The 16903-nt window shown below is 37.0% G+C and carries 16 protein-coding genes and 7 tRNA genes; 14 read left to right on the top strand and 9 right to left on the bottom strand.

What is annotated here, in order from left to right; translation table 11 throughout:
* Positions 1-27: 27 nt before the first annotated feature.
* Entirely contained in the window at positions 28-639 is a 612-nt protein-coding gene (locus tag LF887_RS13125; RefSeq protein ID WP_236854658.1) for an L-threonylcarbamoyladenylate synthase, read from the bottom strand.
* Between the two features lie 101 nt (positions 640-740).
* Between LF887_RS13125 and LF887_RS13120 the strand changes: the two genes are divergently transcribed.
* From LF887_RS13120 to LF887_RS13090, 7 genes are all read left to right on the top strand, one after another.
* Positions 741-813, top strand: a tRNA-Met gene (locus LF887_RS13120).
* A gap of 39 nt (positions 814-852) precedes the next feature.
* Positions 853-925 (top strand) — tRNA-Met (locus LF887_RS13115).
* A gap of 38 nt (positions 926-963) precedes the next feature.
* Positions 964-1036, top strand: a tRNA-Met gene (locus tag LF887_RS13110).
* A gap of 39 nt (positions 1037-1075) precedes the next feature.
* Positions 1076-1148, top strand: a tRNA-Met gene (locus LF887_RS13105).
* Between the two features lie 38 nt (positions 1149-1186).
* Positions 1187-1259, top strand: a tRNA-Met gene (locus LF887_RS13100).
* A 38-nt stretch (positions 1260-1297) separates the two neighbouring features.
* A tRNA-Met gene (locus LF887_RS13095) sits at positions 1298-1370 on the top strand.
* 39 nt (positions 1371-1409) lie between these two features.
* Positions 1410-1482: transfer RNA gene (locus tag LF887_RS13090), tRNA-Met, on the top strand.
* Between the two features lie 64 nt (positions 1483-1546).
* On the opposite strand, the gene LF887_RS13085 is transcribed toward LF887_RS13090, so the two are convergent.
* The 4 genes from LF887_RS13085 to LF887_RS13070 form a co-directional block, all read right to left on the bottom strand.
* Complete coding sequence (locus tag LF887_RS13085) at positions 1547-2575, bottom strand: terpene synthase family protein (RefSeq protein ID WP_236854656.1); 1029 nt, start codon at positions 2573-2575, stop codon at positions 1547-1549.
* Positions 2576-2616: 41 nt separating this feature from the next.
* The gene (locus tag LF887_RS13080; protein ID WP_236854655.1) at positions 2617-3630 is read right to left on the bottom strand and encodes a terpene synthase family protein; all 1014 of its coding nucleotides are present in this window, start codon (positions 3628-3630) and stop codon (positions 2617-2619) included.
* 450 nt (positions 3631-4080) lie between these two features.
* Positions 4081-4344 (bottom strand): Ada metal-binding domain-containing protein, encoded by a 264-nt coding sequence (locus LF887_RS13075; RefSeq protein WP_236854654.1) that lies wholly within the window; start codon positions 4342-4344, stop codon positions 4081-4083.
* 196 nt (positions 4345-4540) lie between these two features.
* Positions 4541-5254, bottom strand: a complete 714-nt coding sequence (locus tag LF887_RS13070) for a 2OG-Fe(II) oxygenase (protein ID WP_236854653.1) — start codon at positions 5252-5254, stop codon at positions 4541-4543.
* A 185-nt stretch (positions 5255-5439) separates the two neighbouring features.
* Here LF887_RS13070 and LF887_RS13065 point away from each other — a divergent pair, with 185 nt between their 5' ends.
* Positions 5440-5886, top strand: coding sequence for a GNAT family N-acetyltransferase (locus LF887_RS13065; protein ID WP_236854652.1), 447 nt, complete (start codon positions 5440-5442; stop codon positions 5884-5886).
* A 412-nt stretch (positions 5887-6298) separates the two neighbouring features.
* On the opposite strand, the gene LF887_RS13060 is transcribed toward LF887_RS13065, so the two are convergent.
* Positions 6299-6880: a hypothetical protein gene (locus LF887_RS13060; RefSeq protein WP_236854651.1), complete on the bottom strand. Its 582-nt coding sequence runs from the start codon at positions 6878-6880 to the stop codon at positions 6299-6301.
* A gap of 334 nt (positions 6881-7214) precedes the next feature.
* Between LF887_RS13060 and LF887_RS13055 the strand changes: the two genes are divergently transcribed.
* The 5 genes from LF887_RS13055 to LF887_RS13035 all read left to right on the top strand — a co-directional run bounded on the left by LF887_RS13055 (position 7215) and on the right by LF887_RS13035 (position 12196).
* Complete coding sequence (locus tag LF887_RS13055; RefSeq protein ID WP_236854650.1) at positions 7215-7580, top strand: BlaI/MecI/CopY family transcriptional regulator; 366 nt, start codon at positions 7215-7217, stop codon at positions 7578-7580.
* Positions 7581-7586: 6 nt separating this feature from the next.
* The gene (locus LF887_RS13050; protein WP_236854648.1) at positions 7587-9575 is read left to right on the top strand and encodes a M56 family metallopeptidase; all 1989 of its coding nucleotides are present in this window, start codon (positions 7587-7589) and stop codon (positions 9573-9575) included.
* 58 nt (positions 9576-9633) lie between these two features.
* Positions 9634-10539, top strand: a complete 906-nt coding sequence (locus LF887_RS13045; RefSeq protein WP_236854647.1) for a GLPGLI family protein — start codon at positions 9634-9636, stop codon at positions 10537-10539.
* Between the two features lie 204 nt (positions 10540-10743).
* Positions 10744-11316, top strand: coding sequence for a sugar O-acetyltransferase (locus LF887_RS13040; protein WP_236854646.1), 573 nt, complete (start codon positions 10744-10746; stop codon positions 11314-11316).
* Positions 11317-11323: 7 nt separating this feature from the next.
* The gene (locus LF887_RS13035; protein WP_236854645.1) at positions 11324-12196 is read left to right on the top strand and encodes a GLPGLI family protein; all 873 of its coding nucleotides are present in this window, start codon (positions 11324-11326) and stop codon (positions 12194-12196) included.
* Between the two features lie 64 nt (positions 12197-12260).
* Here the strand turns inward: LF887_RS13035 and LF887_RS13030 are convergent, their stop codons facing one another.
* Both LF887_RS13030 and fsa read right to left on the bottom strand, forming a co-directional pair.
* Entirely contained in the window at positions 12261-13253 is a 993-nt protein-coding gene (locus LF887_RS13030; RefSeq protein WP_236854644.1) for a serine hydrolase domain-containing protein, read from the bottom strand.
* A gap of 128 nt (positions 13254-13381) precedes the next feature.
* The gene (fsa, locus tag LF887_RS13025; protein WP_236854643.1) at positions 13382-14035 is read right to left on the bottom strand and encodes a fructose-6-phosphate aldolase; all 654 of its coding nucleotides are present in this window, start codon (positions 14033-14035) and stop codon (positions 13382-13384) included.
* Between the two features lie 214 nt (positions 14036-14249).
* Here fsa and LF887_RS13020 point away from each other — a divergent pair, with 214 nt between their 5' ends.
* Positions 14250-14744: a YdeI/OmpD-associated family protein gene (locus LF887_RS13020; RefSeq protein WP_236854642.1), complete on the top strand. Its 495-nt coding sequence runs from the start codon at positions 14250-14252 to the stop codon at positions 14742-14744.
* Between the two features lie 216 nt (positions 14745-14960).
* Here the strand turns inward: LF887_RS13020 and LF887_RS13015 are convergent, their stop codons facing one another.
* Positions 14961-16358, bottom strand: a complete 1398-nt coding sequence (locus tag LF887_RS13015) for a hypothetical protein (protein WP_236854641.1) — start codon at positions 16356-16358, stop codon at positions 14961-14963.
* Positions 16359-16903: the final 545 nt, after the last annotated feature.

Below are 16903 nucleotides of genomic sequence, written 5' to 3'. Positions count from 1 at the left end.
CTTCACTCTCCATATCTACCTTTCCACTTAAATAATTCCTTTTCCCTGACGGATTATTTCAGGTTCTCCCGAGGTTAGATCCACAATAGTAGAAGCTATATTATCACCGTATCCTGAATCAATAACAATATCTACAAGATGGTCATATTTCTCAGCGATCAGTTCCGGGTCTGTAGAATATTCAATGATTTCATCATCATCTCTGATGGAGGTTGAAGCAATAGGATGTCCTAATTTCTCTACAATAAGCTGAGGAATCGGGTGATCCGGAACACGGATACCAATTGTTTTATGTCCTTTATAGGCTAATGGTAAACTTTTGTTGGCTTCAAGAATAAAAGTGAAGGGCCCTGGAAGATGGCTTTTCAAAAACCTGAAGACTGAAGTATCAATAGGTCTTGAGAAGTCAGAAAGATGGCTTAAATCATTACAGATTATTGAGAATTTTGCCTTTTCCAGTTTCATTTTTTTCAATTGAGCCAGTTTTTCCATAGCTTTTATATCAAAAATGTTACAGCCTAAGGCATAAATTGTATCCGAAGGATAGATAATCAGTCCGCCGTTATTTAAAGTTTTAATAACCTCATTCACAAGATTTTCCTGTGGGTTGTCCGGGTAAATTTTTAATATCTTTGCCATAAAACAAAGATACAAATAATAAAATAGTTTTTATAAAAGTCCTTTATTTAAAAGAAAAATTAGGATTTTTGAGAAATATTCGTACCTTTGCAATCCAATATCGCGGGATGGAGCAGTAGGTAGCTCGTCGGGCTCATAACCCGAAGGTCATCGGTTCGAGTCCGGTTCCCGCTACTAAGTTAAGTGCTTTCGGTAAGCACTCTAAAGATACACCGCGGGATGGAGCAGTAGGTAGCTCGTCGGGCTCATAACCCGAAGGTCATCGGTTCGAGTCCGGTTCCCGCTACTAAGTTAGTGCCTTCGGTAGGCACTCTAAAAATACACCGCGGGATGGAGCAGTAGGTAGCTCGTCGGGCTCATAACCCGAAGGTCATCGGTTCGAGTCCGGTTCCCGCTACTAAGTTAAGTGCTTTCGGTAAGCACTCTAAAGATACACCGCGGGATGGAGCAGTAGGTAGCTCGTCGGGCTCATAACCCGAAGGTCATCGGTTCGAGTCCGGTTCCCGCTACTAAGTTAGTGCCTTCGGTAGGCACTCTAAAAATACACCGCGGGATGGAGCAGTAGGTAGCTCGTCGGGCTCATAACCCGAAGGTCATCGGTTCGAGTCCGGTTCCCGCTACTAAGTTAGTGCCTTCGGTAGGCACTCTAAAGATACACCGCGGGATGGAGCAGTAGGTAGCTCGTCGGGCTCATAACCCGAAGGTCATCGGTTCGAGTCCGGTTCCCGCTACTAAGTTAAGTGCTTTCGGTAAGCACTCTAAAAATACACCGCGGGATGGAGCAGTAGGTAGCTCGTCGGGCTCATAACCCGAAGGTCATCGGTTCGAGTCCGGTTCCCGCTACTAAAGAAAGAGAATCACATGGTGGTTCTCTTTCTTGTTTTAGTATTTAGGATTGGTTTCAGATCTATTTTTGTACAAAAATACTGTGCGGAATAAGAATGTCATCACCTTCTCTTCCATATTGTGGGACAATAAATCCTTTAGGCTCATATCGGTTGGTACCCGAATTATAATACCAATTTGCACATCCGCTTATCTGTAGTTTGATGTGATAGATGTGATCATAAGCTGCTTCCTGAAATTCGCCAAAATCAGGCAGAGATTGATGAAGATCATCCAGCTCCTGACCATAGGCATCATGTAATCTCATAGCTTCTGTACATGCTTCCTGATAAGACAGCTTGTACTGATGGCTTAGAATAAAGATAATATTCAGACTTTCTGTATCTATTTCAAGCTCTTTTTTCAGCGAAGCAAAGTCATTCTGAATCACAATTATCAAAGACAGCAATTCTCTACAGCGCTGCACAATAGGATGATTGTAAACATGAACAGGCAATGCAAAATCAATAGCAGGGTCTATAAGATCTCCATAAGGCCACATGCCGATGGAATATTTCCGGAAGCTAAGATAATGCGGGAGCAGAGGATAGGTTCTGGTTTCAGCTTGCTTGAAAGGTATTTCCTCAGCCATACCATACATGATGAATTCATAAAAATTAATGGATACACGCTCGATCCAGAATTGAGGCATTCCATTGGCAATCCACTCTTTTCTTGCCTGTGCCATTTGCCGCAGAATTCCAATCTCACCCGGTAGAGGCTCGTCACCCATCATTACTTCATAAACCCGATCAGCCATGACTTTCAGCTCTTTTGCCGGTGTTAATCCAAAATAGTCATCAAAAATTGTAATATAGATCATCAGCCTTGCACAGGGGCGCATACGTTCTATGCTGTCACAGGTAGGATTCATATAAGTGGCAACCCGGGATAGAAATTGGGGCTTGCATCTTTTTATTCCCTCTTCAGAAATAAAAGTATAGTCATCATCATACCAGCTTTTTTCTTCCTCATCAAAGGCATTGGCAATAGGACTGTTTACGGTTGGCCACGGGTAATGACATTGAGGGACTATTAATTCTTTTCTCATGGGTTTAATTTTTTTATTTTTAATAAAATTAATTGATGATATTATATTTGATCCAGCTTTTCTTTTAATTCTCTTGCCTCCGGAAAATCCATCGCATTATAACGATCCAGCTTTGTAGATATGTTTTTCCATCCACTAAGAACCATACTCATATAGTGTACCCAGTTCACGACTGCATCCTGCCATATACCAAAATCCGGAAGAGAAGCTTGTAATTCTATGAATTCTTTCAGATCTTCATTATGAAGACGTAAGTCTTCAAGACAGGCTTCTTTCAGAGACATTTGACGTTCATGCTGAATTACCTTTACAATATTGTAATAGATACTGTCTGTTGCCTCATCTTTTAATACAGACTGTACCTCATTGAAAAAAGTAACCAGATGGCAGGCCAGAGTCTGCAGACGGATGATCACCGGATGATCGTGTATTTCCTGTGGAAGCGTGATCCCAGTTTCCACTTCTGTAAGCTGCAGAAAGGGATAAAGGCATATAGAATTTTCACGCAGGGCAATACATTCGTCCACGCTGGGATAAGTTTTATTGTGCTTATATTTTAATTCGGTTTCCAACCCTATAAAGTATCTGCTGATCATTTGTGTAAAGCGGGAGACCGATTCCTCTGGAATGAAGTCTAACAGCTCTTGTCTCAATGAGGCTAGCATAGGACCTAAAGGTATTCCTGAATCTGCAGCATTAATTTCACCTTTCAGGATTGCAATAGATTGGGCATGTACATGTCCAATATCTTTTGGATTACTTTCTTCGTAAAGATCATCATTATACAGGGTCCAGAGCATCAGCCTGCAGATGGGTTTGAATCTTTCCGGTGATGCTGTTGGAAACCACTGGGCTGCAATATGAGCCGTTTTTGTTTTTTTGTACTTTTTCCGGAGATTGGGGTTTTGTTCATAGAGCCACAAATACTCTCCGTCAATCCATTGTTTTTCAGTGATTTCCTGCAATTGTTCGGCGTTCGGGTTTTTTAGTGTTGGGAAAGGGTACCTGAATTGCTTGTGAAGAAGTTCAAGGGTACTAAAATTTTCATTGTTCATGTGTAAGTGTTTTAGTTTTGATACTAATATATAGTTTTATTTAATGCGATGTTATCTTATTTCACACATAGTTGATATTTTTTTTCACAAATGCTGATACGCTTGCATCCATGGGGAACTGATAATTAAAAAAAATGAATTGTATTATGAAATTCAGAATATTTAAGTGTATTTTACATGATTTCCTTACTTTATTTTCTCCGTTTTTAACAGGCGAAACCTGTATCGTCAGAAATTTTGATGAAGAATAGAGTGAAAACGTAGTTGTTTTAGTAAGTAATTAATATGTTATGTGTTATAGGTTGAATTAATGGAGGATTAATCATACGGACTACCTATATACGCTTTAATATAGTAGAATGAAAGCTATGAAATAAGAAAGTTTAAATAATTTCAATTTCTAAGCCATATACTGTTAATTGTAATAAATCTTTAATGCTATTTTGTTTCTCAGTCATCGGGTGTAATGAAGGAGAAATTATTTTTCCATTTTTTATATCTTTCTCTCATACAGTGGCCGCAGGGACGGTAGCTATTTTGCCATGCTTCTTTTTCATCTTTAAAGAAAATTCTATTTTCCTTTTTCATTCTTTTTCCTGACTTACAGCTTAGTAATCCAAAAATTTTTAATTTTTTATTTCCTCCCAAAACTATTTCTCCGTGACGGATTTTACTTCTTAAACTAAGGGCAGTTATCTGAGAATGCAGTATCATATTTTTATAATTGAAAATTGAAAATTAAAAATAGAAAGTTGAGAGTGAGAAAATACGTACTTCTTAAAATTTGCCGCAGCCAATTCATTGGGTTATTAAAATAGTCTGAATGTATAATTTATATAAAATATGCCATTGATAAATTTTCACATTCTTCATGAAGTATGTTCAACTCTCAACTTTCCTCTCTCAATTCTCAGCTCATAGCATCATGGAAAATAACTCCCAGGGCGTAGCGGCTTCCCTCTGTCACTTCACTTACTCCATGTTTCGTATTGACTCTGTAATATCCTTTCACCCCTTTTTCCGGTTTAAAATTTGTAGTAAAAATAAGGACATCTCCCTTTTTAGGTTTCAAGACAATGGCTTTCGACTGAGCTCTCGGAATCTGTTGGGTAAGAACAAATTCTCCACCTGTAAAATCCTGATCAGGTTCACTAAGCATGATAACAATCTGAATCGGAAAATATAGATCTCCATATAAATCCTGATGCAAAGTATTAAAACCTCCTTTTCCGTATTTTAAAATCAAAGGAGTGGCTTTCTTCTGACCGTTGGCATGACATTGTTGTATAAACTCCCTATGATCTAGGGGAAAAGAAGTATCAATATGTAAGGCATTAAACCAGGAATTGGCAATAGGAGCTAGATAAGGATAAATATGAGTTCGTACCAACTGAATCAGTTGCGGTAACGGATAATTGAAATACCGGTATTCTCCTAAACCAAACCTGTGGCGCGCCATGACAACGGTTTTACGATACAGATGAGCATAGGTATAGTCTGACTTTAAATCTTCACATTCATCATCTGATATTAAATTGGGAATCACCGCATAACCTTTCTGATGCATTTCCTCTGTTATATGCTGCCAGTCCGTGTCTTTTATTTTTTGGATAATATCTGTCATTGCTTTATTTTATGGGGCAAAGTTCCAAAGTTGTCTGCCAATATAAAATCTGAAACGTGTGGTATTTTATCTTTTTTATGAGGTTTGGAAACATCCTCTGGACCATCTGTATAACTTTAATCTGGATGATACCTCCAGCCGAGTTTGGGACTACTTTTGCGGTGTTAATCAAAATAAATATAACGATGAATTACACTATTAAAAAAGCAAGCCTTGAGGATCTTGAAGACACCGCCGTATTGTTTGATCTTTACCGTGTTTTTTACAGACAGGAATCTGACATTGAAAAAGGAAAGGCTTTTCTTCGAGAAAGATTTCTAAACAGTGAATCAGATATTTTTCTGGCTGTAGCAGATGGAAAAGCCATAGGATTTGTACAGCTCTATAAACTGTTTCACTATACCAAATTACAGAAACAATGGCTGCTAAGCGACTTGTTTGTACATCCCGATTATAGAGGGAAAGGGCTTTCAGTAGCTTTAATTGACCGTAGTAAGCAGTGGTGTGAAGAAACAGGGGCTTGTGGTCTGATGCTTGAAACTGAAAAGACCAATGAAATTGGAAATACTTTATATCCCCGCTGTGGATTTGAATATGATGGATTGCATAACTATTATCACTGGTGGAAGTAGACAGCCAATAGAAGGAAGGAAAGAATGGAGAAACGATAAGACATTATATGATGTGTTAATTATGTCTGATAAAGATGTTATAAAGCTGCTGGTGCGGCTTTAAATTTATTTTTCTGACAATATTTTTCTTTTCAGGTAGAATTATTTCTACATTTCTTCCTATTTAATTCTACAGCGATTCTTTTAGGAGAGAAAAGCATAGCTTTATTTTTGTACAACTCTTACAGGTCAAGGGTAGGACTAATTGACTCTGTAAGAGGTTGCAAAAAAATCTCCGTCTTATTTTCTACTTTTTCCCCAAGTTTTATGATTAGTACCACAAAACTGCTTTTTCCGACGGAGATTTTTTGCTTTAAACGAAAAGAGAACCGCATTTGCAGTTCTCTTTTTTATTTTCAGGGGTAAGTTCTTATTATTGAGCCAGCTGAGCAAATGGAGTCAGCTTGTTGTCATCAGACATCGTTTGTCCCAAAAACTCTCTTTTCTGATCAGCCTTCATTCTTCCTGCAGCATCATTAGCATTGAAGTAAGCTTCACTTAGTTTTGTAGCTATTTCAGCAGGTTTAAATTCAAATTTTGTATCACCTTCTACTCCTAAATATCCATTCTTTCTTGTAAGGTTAGAAATATAGTTACTGTAGTTGATCAGTGTATTTCTCAGATATTGCGTATGGTATTCCATGCACTTTTTAGCTTTCTTGGAAGAATTGTTCAGGATACAGTTTTTCATATTGTTTCTGTATAAATACCATTCAGATTCTAAAATCCGATATTCTTTACCCACTGCAATTTTTCCGTTGGTAACAATATTATTGTCCCCTTCTTTTGTAGCAATGGTCTGAAGATGTTGGATAACCAATGGTACTGTAGCTTCAATTTTTGATTTTGTATCCTTTAATATACTAAGGTCAGCAGCCGGAGAATTTTTCTTTTGCGCTGTAGTAACATTAAAAATAAGTAGTAATAGTACAATCAATAAATTATATCTTTTCATGAGAAATTTTTAAAGCACTAAAATAAATATATTTTCCCGGTTAAAACAAATTCATTTTAATTTTATTTAATAAAAATTAACAAGTTTTAAGAATTTACAATTGAAATTATCCTTTTTCTGTTGATTAGATGGGTGCTGACTCTTCTCCATTATAAAATTAATATATTTAAATTAATTTTATAGTGTTGATTTTCAATTAGTTAATATTAAATAATGTTTTATCACTAAAAAAATAGTTGTCTGAGTCAAAATTATTTCTACATTTGTATAACTAATTTCTTAGTGATAGAGAATTGAACGTTTCTTTATTACAAGATGAATAAATGTACAGGATATGAAAATTCAGACTTTAACAAAAGCAGAGGAACAGGTAATGCAGTATCTGTGGAAACTGGAAAAAGGATTTCTTAAGGATGTTCTCGATCTGTTTCCTGAACCCAAACCCCATACCAATACTGTCTCCACCATTTTAAAAGTATTAAAGGACAAAGAATTTGTAGATTATCGTGTACACGGAAGACAGCATGAGTATTTTCCACTGGTTTCAAAAGAGCAGTATTCCGGGAAAACCATGAAGAGTCTTGTGAAAAACTATTTTAAAGGTTCTTACAAAAGTGCCGTTTCGTTTCTCGTAGAAAAAAATGAAATGACGGTAGAAGATCTTGAAATGTTACTGGATGAACTCAAAAAGAAAGACTAGAGGCCTATGGAAGCAATACTTTTATACTTTGGAAAAACAATTATATGTTCAGGTGTAACGTTTTTGTATTATCAGTTGTCTTTAAAAGACAAGACATTCCATCATTATAACAGGTTTTATCTGTTGGCGGCAGTTTTGGTATCGCTGTTTTTACCACTCATCAGAGTAGAAGATTTTACGATAGAGGTAAATAATGATCTATACAGACTTCTTGATAAAATTCAGAATTTTAATACAGAAAAAAACTTAAACAATGGTAACCTTTATTTTAACCTTATTTTTTCAGCTCTGGGACTTGTTTCTCTCTATTTTCTAGGGAAATTGGTATACGGGATTTTTAAAATCCAGCAATTTAAAAAACAGTTTCAGAAAGAAAGTTTTGACGGGATCAATTTTTACCGTACCGACCTCACCGAAGCACCCTTTTCATACTTTAAAAACCTTTTCTGGAAAAATGCAATCACGCTGAACTCAGAAGTGGGAAGGCAGATTTTAAAGCATGAGATGGTACATATTGAGCAGAAGCATTCATTTGATAAGATCTTTATCGAATTCATTACCGCTGTTTTCTGGTTCAATCCCTTTTTCCATATTATCAAAAAAGAAATTAATTTAATCCACGAATATCTGGCTGATAAGAAAGCCGTTAAAAATTCGGACACCAAAGCATTTGCGCAGATGCTTTTAGCAAGCCACTTTTCCGGAACACAGTTGCCTGCCACCAGTCCGTTTCTAAGTTCAAACCTTAAAAAAAGACTTAAGATGTTACAAAAACCAAAAACCAAGTTCGGATATGCGCGAAGAATTTTTGCACTGCCCGTTTTATTTTCAGTCGCTTTTGCCTATCTGGTAAATGCAAAAAACAGAGAAATTGAAGAAACCAATTTTAATATTAAAAAAGCGGTTTCACAAATACAGAAAGATACAGTAAGACCTGAAAAAGAACAACAGAAAGAAAATACAGATCCAATACCTGGACTTCCCAAGCTGAAAGCAAGATCAGTGGAAATCCAAAAAGAACTGGATAAAAAAAGCAAAGAGCTAAGCAAACTGACACCAGAAAGCGCTGCCTTTAACAAAAAGATAGAAGAAATTAATGTATTGGCCTCTGAAATGGGGAAAATCGCTGGACAGGTATCTACATCAGTTGACAGTTATTTCAAATCTCCTGAATGGAAAAGCCAGATGAAGGCTCTTGATAATATGGAAATTGAGATACCGGATATACCTGAGTTAGATGTTGACATTGATTCTCCTGAAGCTTCGCCAGCGCCTCCGGCAGCCCCCGGAGCCGCAAAAGCACCAAAGACCCCTAAAGTAATATACTTTAAGAACAATACCGTTCAGTATAAAGACTTAAGCCGTAAAGAAAAAGAAGAAGTACGTAAAGCGCTTAAAGAAGCTAAAGAAGCAATGAAGGAGGCGGCGAAAGCCAGAATTGAGGGAGAAAAAGCAAGAATAGAGAGCGCAAAAGCCAGTATAGAAGGCGAAAAGGCCATAAGAGAAAGAGAGGCTTACAGAAGAGAAAGTGCAAAAGCAAAGATTGAAAGTGATAAAGCCAGAAAAGAAAGTGAAGCTGCCAGAATAGAGAGTGCAAAAGCAAAGATAGAAGGTGATAAAGCCAGAAAAGAAAGTGAGGCTTACAGAATAGAGGGAGCAAAAGCAAGAATAGAAAGTGAAAAAATGAGATTGAAAGCCCAGAAAAACCTTAAGGATATTCATTTCTCAAGGATTAATGGTTCTTCCAAAGTAATGGTAATGCAGGCAGATTTCATCAAAAAAGATGGCAACGGAAATATTGCCATGAATGGGGTAAAAAGATTTAATATAAGTGGAGGAGACGATATGAAGTCCAAGTACTATATTGATGGCAGAGAGGTCTCTAAAGATGATATTAATTCATTGAATACAAGTGATATATCCAGCGTTATGATTAATAATCAGCGGAAAGGAGACGCTAAGAAAAGCGAAATAAGAATTCAGACAAAAAAATAAAGTTCCATCAGGCTTTGTTAATATCATATTGACAAAGCCTTTTTTTTAATCATTCATTATGAAAAGCAAAATTCTATTTTTTATGTTTCTGGGAGTGTTAGCCAACGCTCAGATTAACAGGTTTTTTTACGAATATAAATTTATTCCGGATTCTAATAATAAGGAAGAGGTGAAGAAAGAAATAATGCTGCTGGATATTGATAAAAACGGCTCCACTTATTACAGTCAGGATAAATTTGTGGCAGATTCCATAGGAAAAGCTGAACTTGAAAAGCAGCTGAAAGCAGGAGGTGGAAATATAAGTGTCAACAGACGTGAAAAACCGGGACAGGTTTCTTATAAAGTAACCAAACAATATCCGGATTTCAAAACCTATCTTTTCAGAAATATCTCCACAGATAAATATAAAATAAAAGAAGACAGAAAACCGGAATGGAAAATAACCTCTGAGAAACAAAAAATAGGTGAGTACAATGCTCAGAAAGCAGTTACCAGTTTTGGCGGAAGAGAATGGACAGCATGGTTTACAACCGATCTTCCTTTTCAGGATGGACCCTATGTTTTTTACGGACTTCCAGGGTTGATTGTGAAAATAGAAGATGCTACAGGTTCCCACAGTATGACACTGGCAGGTAATAAAACCATCAAAACACCAGATGCAGAAGCAGACCTGCAGATTCCTGATCATGTAAAAGTACTGGGAATTGGCGGAAAAGATATCGAAGTGACCAAAGATCAGTTTAAGAAAGCATGGAAAGCTTATGTAAACGATCCTTCCAAAAATATGAGAGAACTGATGATGAAAAACGGCGGAGATAGCAATACCAAAGTGGTTTTCAAAGTAAGGACTGCAGACGGTAAAGAAATTTCAGATCCCAATCAGGTTTTCAGGCAAATGGAAAAGAGTACAAAAGAAGCACTTCAGAAGGATAACAACCCGATTGAACCGGATCTGGTGAATTAAAATTATATCATTTTTTATACAGCAGGATGTCATTGATTGACATCCTTTTTCTGTTATTAAAACAAGAAAAAGAATGAAATATTGGCAGTCATTTAAAGGAATTTGATTGATAAATATCAGCTGATCTTTTTATTAGAAAATTCTTAACTTTCAAGTAACAACACATTAAGGCTTTAAAACCAATAATTATCAATTATAAAACTTATGACAGAAAAGGAAAAATGTGCAGCGGGACTTCTTTACGATGCCAATTATGACAAGCAGCTGATCCAGGAACGCATTGCCTGTAAAGATCTCTGTGTGGAATATAACGGATTGAAAAATTCTGATGCGCAAAGAAGAAGTGAATTGCTTAGAAATATCCTTGGCAGTACCAAAGAAAACCTCTGTATAGAACCGTCATTCTGGTGTGATTATGGGTATAATATAGAAGTGGGAGAGAACTTTTATGCCAATCACAACCTTGTCATTTTAGACTGCGCCAAAGTTCAGTTTGGAGATAATGTTTTCATTGGGCCTAATTGCAGTTTTTATACAGCCGGCCATCCGCTGGATGCCAAACAGAGAAATCAAGGGCTGGAATATGCTCGTCCTATTACCGTAGGAGATAATGTTTGGCTGGGAGGGAATGTTGTTGTTCTTCCGGGAGTTTCTATTGGTAAGAATTCTGTAGTAGGTGCGGGAAGCGTTGTTACCAAAGACATTCCGGATAGTGTAGTAGCAGTAGGAAACCCATGCAGAGTAGTGAGAGATATTTCCGGAGAGAACCAAAACTAAAATACTAATGAAAAAACTGATAACCATCACATTGACTCTCTTATTGGGAGTCGTGATGAACGCTCAGAACCAGCGATTTATTTATGAGTATAAATATATCATTGATTCTACTGCTAAAGACAAAGCGGAAACTGAAATAATGCTTCTTGATGTTGCATCTAAAGGATCAAAATTCTACAGTAAAGATTCTTTTGAATCAGACTCGCTTATGAGAGTTGTTATGGAAAAGCAGCTTCAGGCAGGGAATAATGAATTAGACCTGTCATCAGTTAAATTTAAAGGTAAAATACGCTACACGGTTGAAAAAATGTATCCCAATTACGCGATGAATTTTTTCAATAATCTGTCTGCTGAAGAATATATGGTGCAGGATGTAAGAAAACAGGACTGGAAGATTCTGCCGGATAAAGAAAAAGTAGGAGGACTTACTACTCAGAAGGCCGTTTGTGACTTTGCAGGAAGAAAATGGACCGCCTGGTTTACCTCTGATCTCCCTATTCAGGATGGCCCATATAAATTTTATGGACTTCCCGGACTGATCGTAAAACTTGAAGATGTTACTCATTCTCATTCATTTGAATTAAAAGGGAATAAAAAACTTCCGGCAGGATACGAATGGAAGAGTACCAAAAATAAAGAACGTTATAGCCCTCTGATTACAGTGAATGAAGCAAAATACAGAAAAGCCTTTAAAGACTATCGTGCCGATCCCATGAAAAGTGAGAGACAAATGATAGCTCAGGGTATTGTTATTGAAGAAATAGATGATTCAGGGAAAACAGTGGCAACCTCTGAGAAAGGTAAAAAAGACAGAGAAGCCAGGCAGATAAGTGATATAAAAAAGGATAATAACATCATTGAACTGGATCTCCTGAGATAATACCCACCAAAAAAACAGAGATTGTCCCAAAAGTAGAATAAAATTACTTTTGAGACAATCTCATTTATTCCAGAATCTTATCCCATAGCTCTTTGTGGAACTTTATAATGCTATCAGATACATCCGGGTTTTCACCCATTCTTAGAATAATAATATTTTCACTGGGAATAATATCAAGAATTTGGCCATTTTTACCCAATGCAGAAAACATATCTTTAGGAGCATCAGGAACCAATGACTGGTTGAAAGACTTTTCAAATCCGGGTACTTTTATCTCACCTTTCCCATTGAGCCACCACAGGTAGCCGTAGGAAAGATTCAGATTCTGGGAAGTACTGGTCATCTGCTGAAAATAATCATCATATTGATAATAAGTTTTCCCATTCAGTTTCCCTTTGTTTAAAACCAGTTTCCCAAACTGCAAAAAGCTCTTCGCATTACTTGAAAACAGCAGCCCGTTCTGAGTAGGAATCCATTTTCCTGAAATTCCTGAACCGTATAGATTTTCCGAAGTATATTGATCCATGCTTTTACTGCTTGCTTTTTCTATTACTTTTGCCAGTTGGGAATATGCGGAAGTGTCATAATACCAGAAACTTCCCGCAGGATTCTTAAACACAAAACAATTGCCGGATTTACATTGCTGATCCTGATTGTAATCTATTCCGGAAGTCATTGTCAGAAGATTTCTGATGGTGATTTTATCCTCATCTTTTTTATCCATCCCTGTCCATTTACCTAAATATTTTGAAACAGGGTCATCTATATGTAAGAAATTCTGCTGCTGGGCAATCCCGATGAGAACAGAGGTTAGAGATTTCCCTGCAGAAGCCCAGTACCAGTTGGAATTTTCATCAAAAGGCTGCTTATTGATGATCTTTGTGCCGAAATATTTTTCACTAATGATATTTCCGTTTTGATAGATGATAAAAGCCCGGCTCTTATTTTCATGATTGAATTCATCAAGCTGTTCCAGTTTTTCTTTTGAAAAGATGATGTTTTGAGAAAACCCAAAGATAAAAGAACATAACGCGAATAAAAGCATATTTTTTTTCATGATCTTTTATTTTTTGGATTCAGATGTGAGAAAGTAGTTAAATCAAGATATGATATTTAATTTATCATCATAAACTGAAAACCCCCGGAACGAAGTTCCGGGGGTTATATATAAAATGTGGTCTGGTTTTATGCCAATTTCTGAGAATCTGCAATAAACTGAGCCAGTCCGCTGTCTGTTAATGGATGCTTTAATAAGCTTAAGATCGGAGGAAGTGGAGATGTAATCACATCAGCCCCAATTTTAGCACAGTCGATGATGTGCATTGAGTGACGGATAGAAGCCGCTAAGATTTCTGTATCATACATATAGTTATCAAAAATCAATCTGATCTCCTGGATTAAGTTTAATCCGTCTGTTGAGATATCATCCAGTCTTCCTAAGAAAGGAGAAACGTAATTAGCACCAGCTTTAGCTGCTAAAAGTGCCTGTCCTGCGGAGAAAATAAGCGTACAGTTTGTTTTGATTCCCTTATCAGAAAAATATTTCAAAGCTTTGATCCCATCTTTGATCATTGGGATTTTTACAACGATATTAGGGTGGATAGCAGCCAATTCGTCTCCTTCTTTGATCATTTCTTCATACGTAGTAGAAAGAACCTCCGCAGAAATATCTCCGTCTACAAGCTCGCAGATCGTTTTGTAATGGTTTTTGATAGCTTCAGTTCCCTGAATACCTTCTTTAGCCATTAATGAAGGATTAGTGGTTACACCATCTAAAATTCCAAGGTCTCTTGCTTCCTTGATTTGCTCTAAATTAGCTGTGTCAATAAAAAATTTCATTTTGATAAATAGATTTATTGATGCAAAGATAGGGAATTAATGTAGGAGATGAAACTTAAAATTGAAACATAAAGTGGCGGAAAAGTGTTAAGAATTGATAAAACAGAAAGTTTAGGATTTTGGGTTTGGTTCCTGAAACTGACTAAAAAATAAAATTCAGCGGATTTAAAATCTAATAATTAATTTTACTGTCAACGCTTAACCTTCATCTTTCATGAAAACAAATACCTTCAGCACTACATTGGAAATTATTGGGATCAATCCTTTTGTTTTTGTTCCCGAAGAAATTTTGAATGTCATTTTTGAAAATTCAGAAAAGAGTAAAAGCCCTATACCGGTGAAAGGATCTGTGAATGGAAAAGAATTCCGGCAGAACCTTATGAAGTATCTGGGAGAATGGAGATTGTACATCAATACAACAATGCTGAAAAATTCGCCGAAGAGAGTAGGAGAGATCATTGAAGTAGAATTGGAATATGATGATTCTGACAGAAGCATTTCTATCCACCCCAAACTGGATGAAGCTATTAAAGCCAGTTCAGTTGCAGGTAAAAACTTTGAAAACCTGATCCCATCCAGAAAGAATGAACTTATCCGGTACATCAATAACCTGAAAACAGAAGCAGGCAGAGAAAGGAATATTGAAAAGATCATCCGCCATTTGCACGGAGAAACAGATTTTTTCGGGAAAAAAATTAATGAAGGATAAAACGTTTAAGATCAAAGTCTTTTGAAATAAAAATCACACCGTACAAATCGTGTGATAACGGGAATGTCCTCACTTACAAATGTTATATTACAAGAGTGTTTAATAAAAAAGGACATCTGCTGAAGCGCAAATGTCCTTTTTATCTGTGTTGATAGAATCCTGTCTCTAAAGGTAAATGGGAATTTTTACCCGGTTTATTTTCAGTCAAATAAATGATTAATCTATTCGAATTACATTAATGGCAAAAGGTGCTGTAATATTTGAAGAATCTGCCGTTGATCCGAAAGAGAGTGCCTGAAATGAAAGTATCTCACCAGCACTCATCTTTAATACCGTTGAATTCGTGCACGTCACAAATGATGGGGTTCCGGATGCTTCCGGCACAGTTACTTTGGTGCTTGTGAATGACTGCTGAACTCCGTTTAAGCTGATTTTAGAATATCCTAAATAGCCATCCCCATTGTCTTCATCCACAGTTCTTTGAGGATAATTAATTATAAAATCAATCTTATATAGCCCGGTTGAAACCGGTGTGAATGTATTTCCCGTAAGCTCATTCAGATTATCGAAATTTTTTGTGGAAATTACGGTGTTGGTAAGTGTATTATTCAACGTGATGATTGCAGAGCCAGTACCTCTTACGGCACTTATGCTTGATGAGTTTTGTAGTTGTACAACACCCTTATTGTTCACCGTTAAAGTTCCTGTAGAGCCTGAAGAAGGCTGTAGTCCTTCCAGTCTAACAGGATTGTTAGAATTTATATGAAGTCTGTTCGTAGCAGCCGTTGTTCCTATACCTATATTTCCTGTGATAGGGTTAATTCTCATTTTTTCATTTAAAATTCCGCCTATTGAATTTCCAATATAGAAATCTTCCTCTGTACCATTCGTCAACGTTGCCCCGGTACGAATAGATCCCAACACCCAGTTGGCACCTCCCGCAGAGGGTCCATTATTGGTAAAGCCAAGTAAAGAATAATTTCCTGAAGCCAAAGCCGAAGTATTTCTTAAGGCCATAATTCCATATTGACTTGCTCCGGTGGTAGCATCAATAAGATTATATCTGTTTGCTCCCGGAGTGGTAGAAACTACATGAAATTTTGTTTCGGGTGAGCTTGTTCCAAATCCAATTCTGTGATTAGAAGCGTCCACAGAAAGTGTAGTTCCGTCCACAGAAAAACCATTGACAGAAGTAGAAGTAAATGCTAAAGTATTGGCATCTTGTGTCACCACTCTGTTTTCCGAAAGAATTCCATCCGAATTGTAAAGATTTACGGAAAAAGGAACCCACTGCCATCCTGTGAAGTAGTGATATCCTGTATTGTGAATACTGCCAACCCGCGCTATACTCGGTATTGATCCAGAGGGCGCAGTAGCGTCTGTAATATAAACAATTGCTCCTGTCTGATCACTTCCGTAAATTCCGGATTCTTTTTCAGCCAATTGCTGTTTAGAAACTCTGGGAGGTAAAATACCATCCGTCACATTAGGGTTTGTACTTGCCACAACATCCAAAGTTGCGTGCGGGGTAGGGGTGTTGATTCCTACCTGAGAATACGCCATGGGGACCGCCGTACATAGGACGATCAGGGAATAAAAATGTTTAACTTTCATGCCTTAGTTATTAGTTTTTGGTATATTAGTTTTTAATCAATCATAAATATATCTATGCGATTATTTTTTACGTAAAACAAGATATATCAATGATATTGTGAAATTGGATTTACAAAACTATTTCAAATTTTAATGATATGATTACGTATAAATACTGGATTTTTATAAAAAATGCCTCCTAAAATAAGGTTTGAATGATTTCAGGAAAAGTTTGATAGATATATAGATGTTCTGCTGCCGAATGAAGGCGTGAAAAGCGTAAATGGCCTTCCAGAGGTCTGCAGGCTTGGTGGAAGAGTCTCGAAGTACTTGGTGAACGGCCTTTAGGTACTTCCGAAGGGTCTTTACCCTCTTGCATAAGGGGCTGGAGGTACTTGATGAACGGTCTTTAGGTACTTCCGAAGGGGCTTTACCCCCTTACCCAAGGGGGTGTAGGTACTTGTGTAGCCAGGTCGAGACACTTCAGAATAGGTAGGAAAATAAGCTGTATAATACCAAAAGCTAGATTAATTTTATATGTTTTATTTAACCACAAACCGAAGATT

Origin of the sequence: Chryseobacterium sp. MEBOG06, assembly GCF_021869765.1 — a bacterium.
Classification (GTDB): domain Bacteria; phylum Bacteroidota; class Bacteroidia; order Flavobacteriales; family Weeksellaceae; genus Chryseobacterium.
Note: the sequence above shows the minus strand (reverse complement) of the source record. Positions and strands in the feature narration are given on the sequence as shown.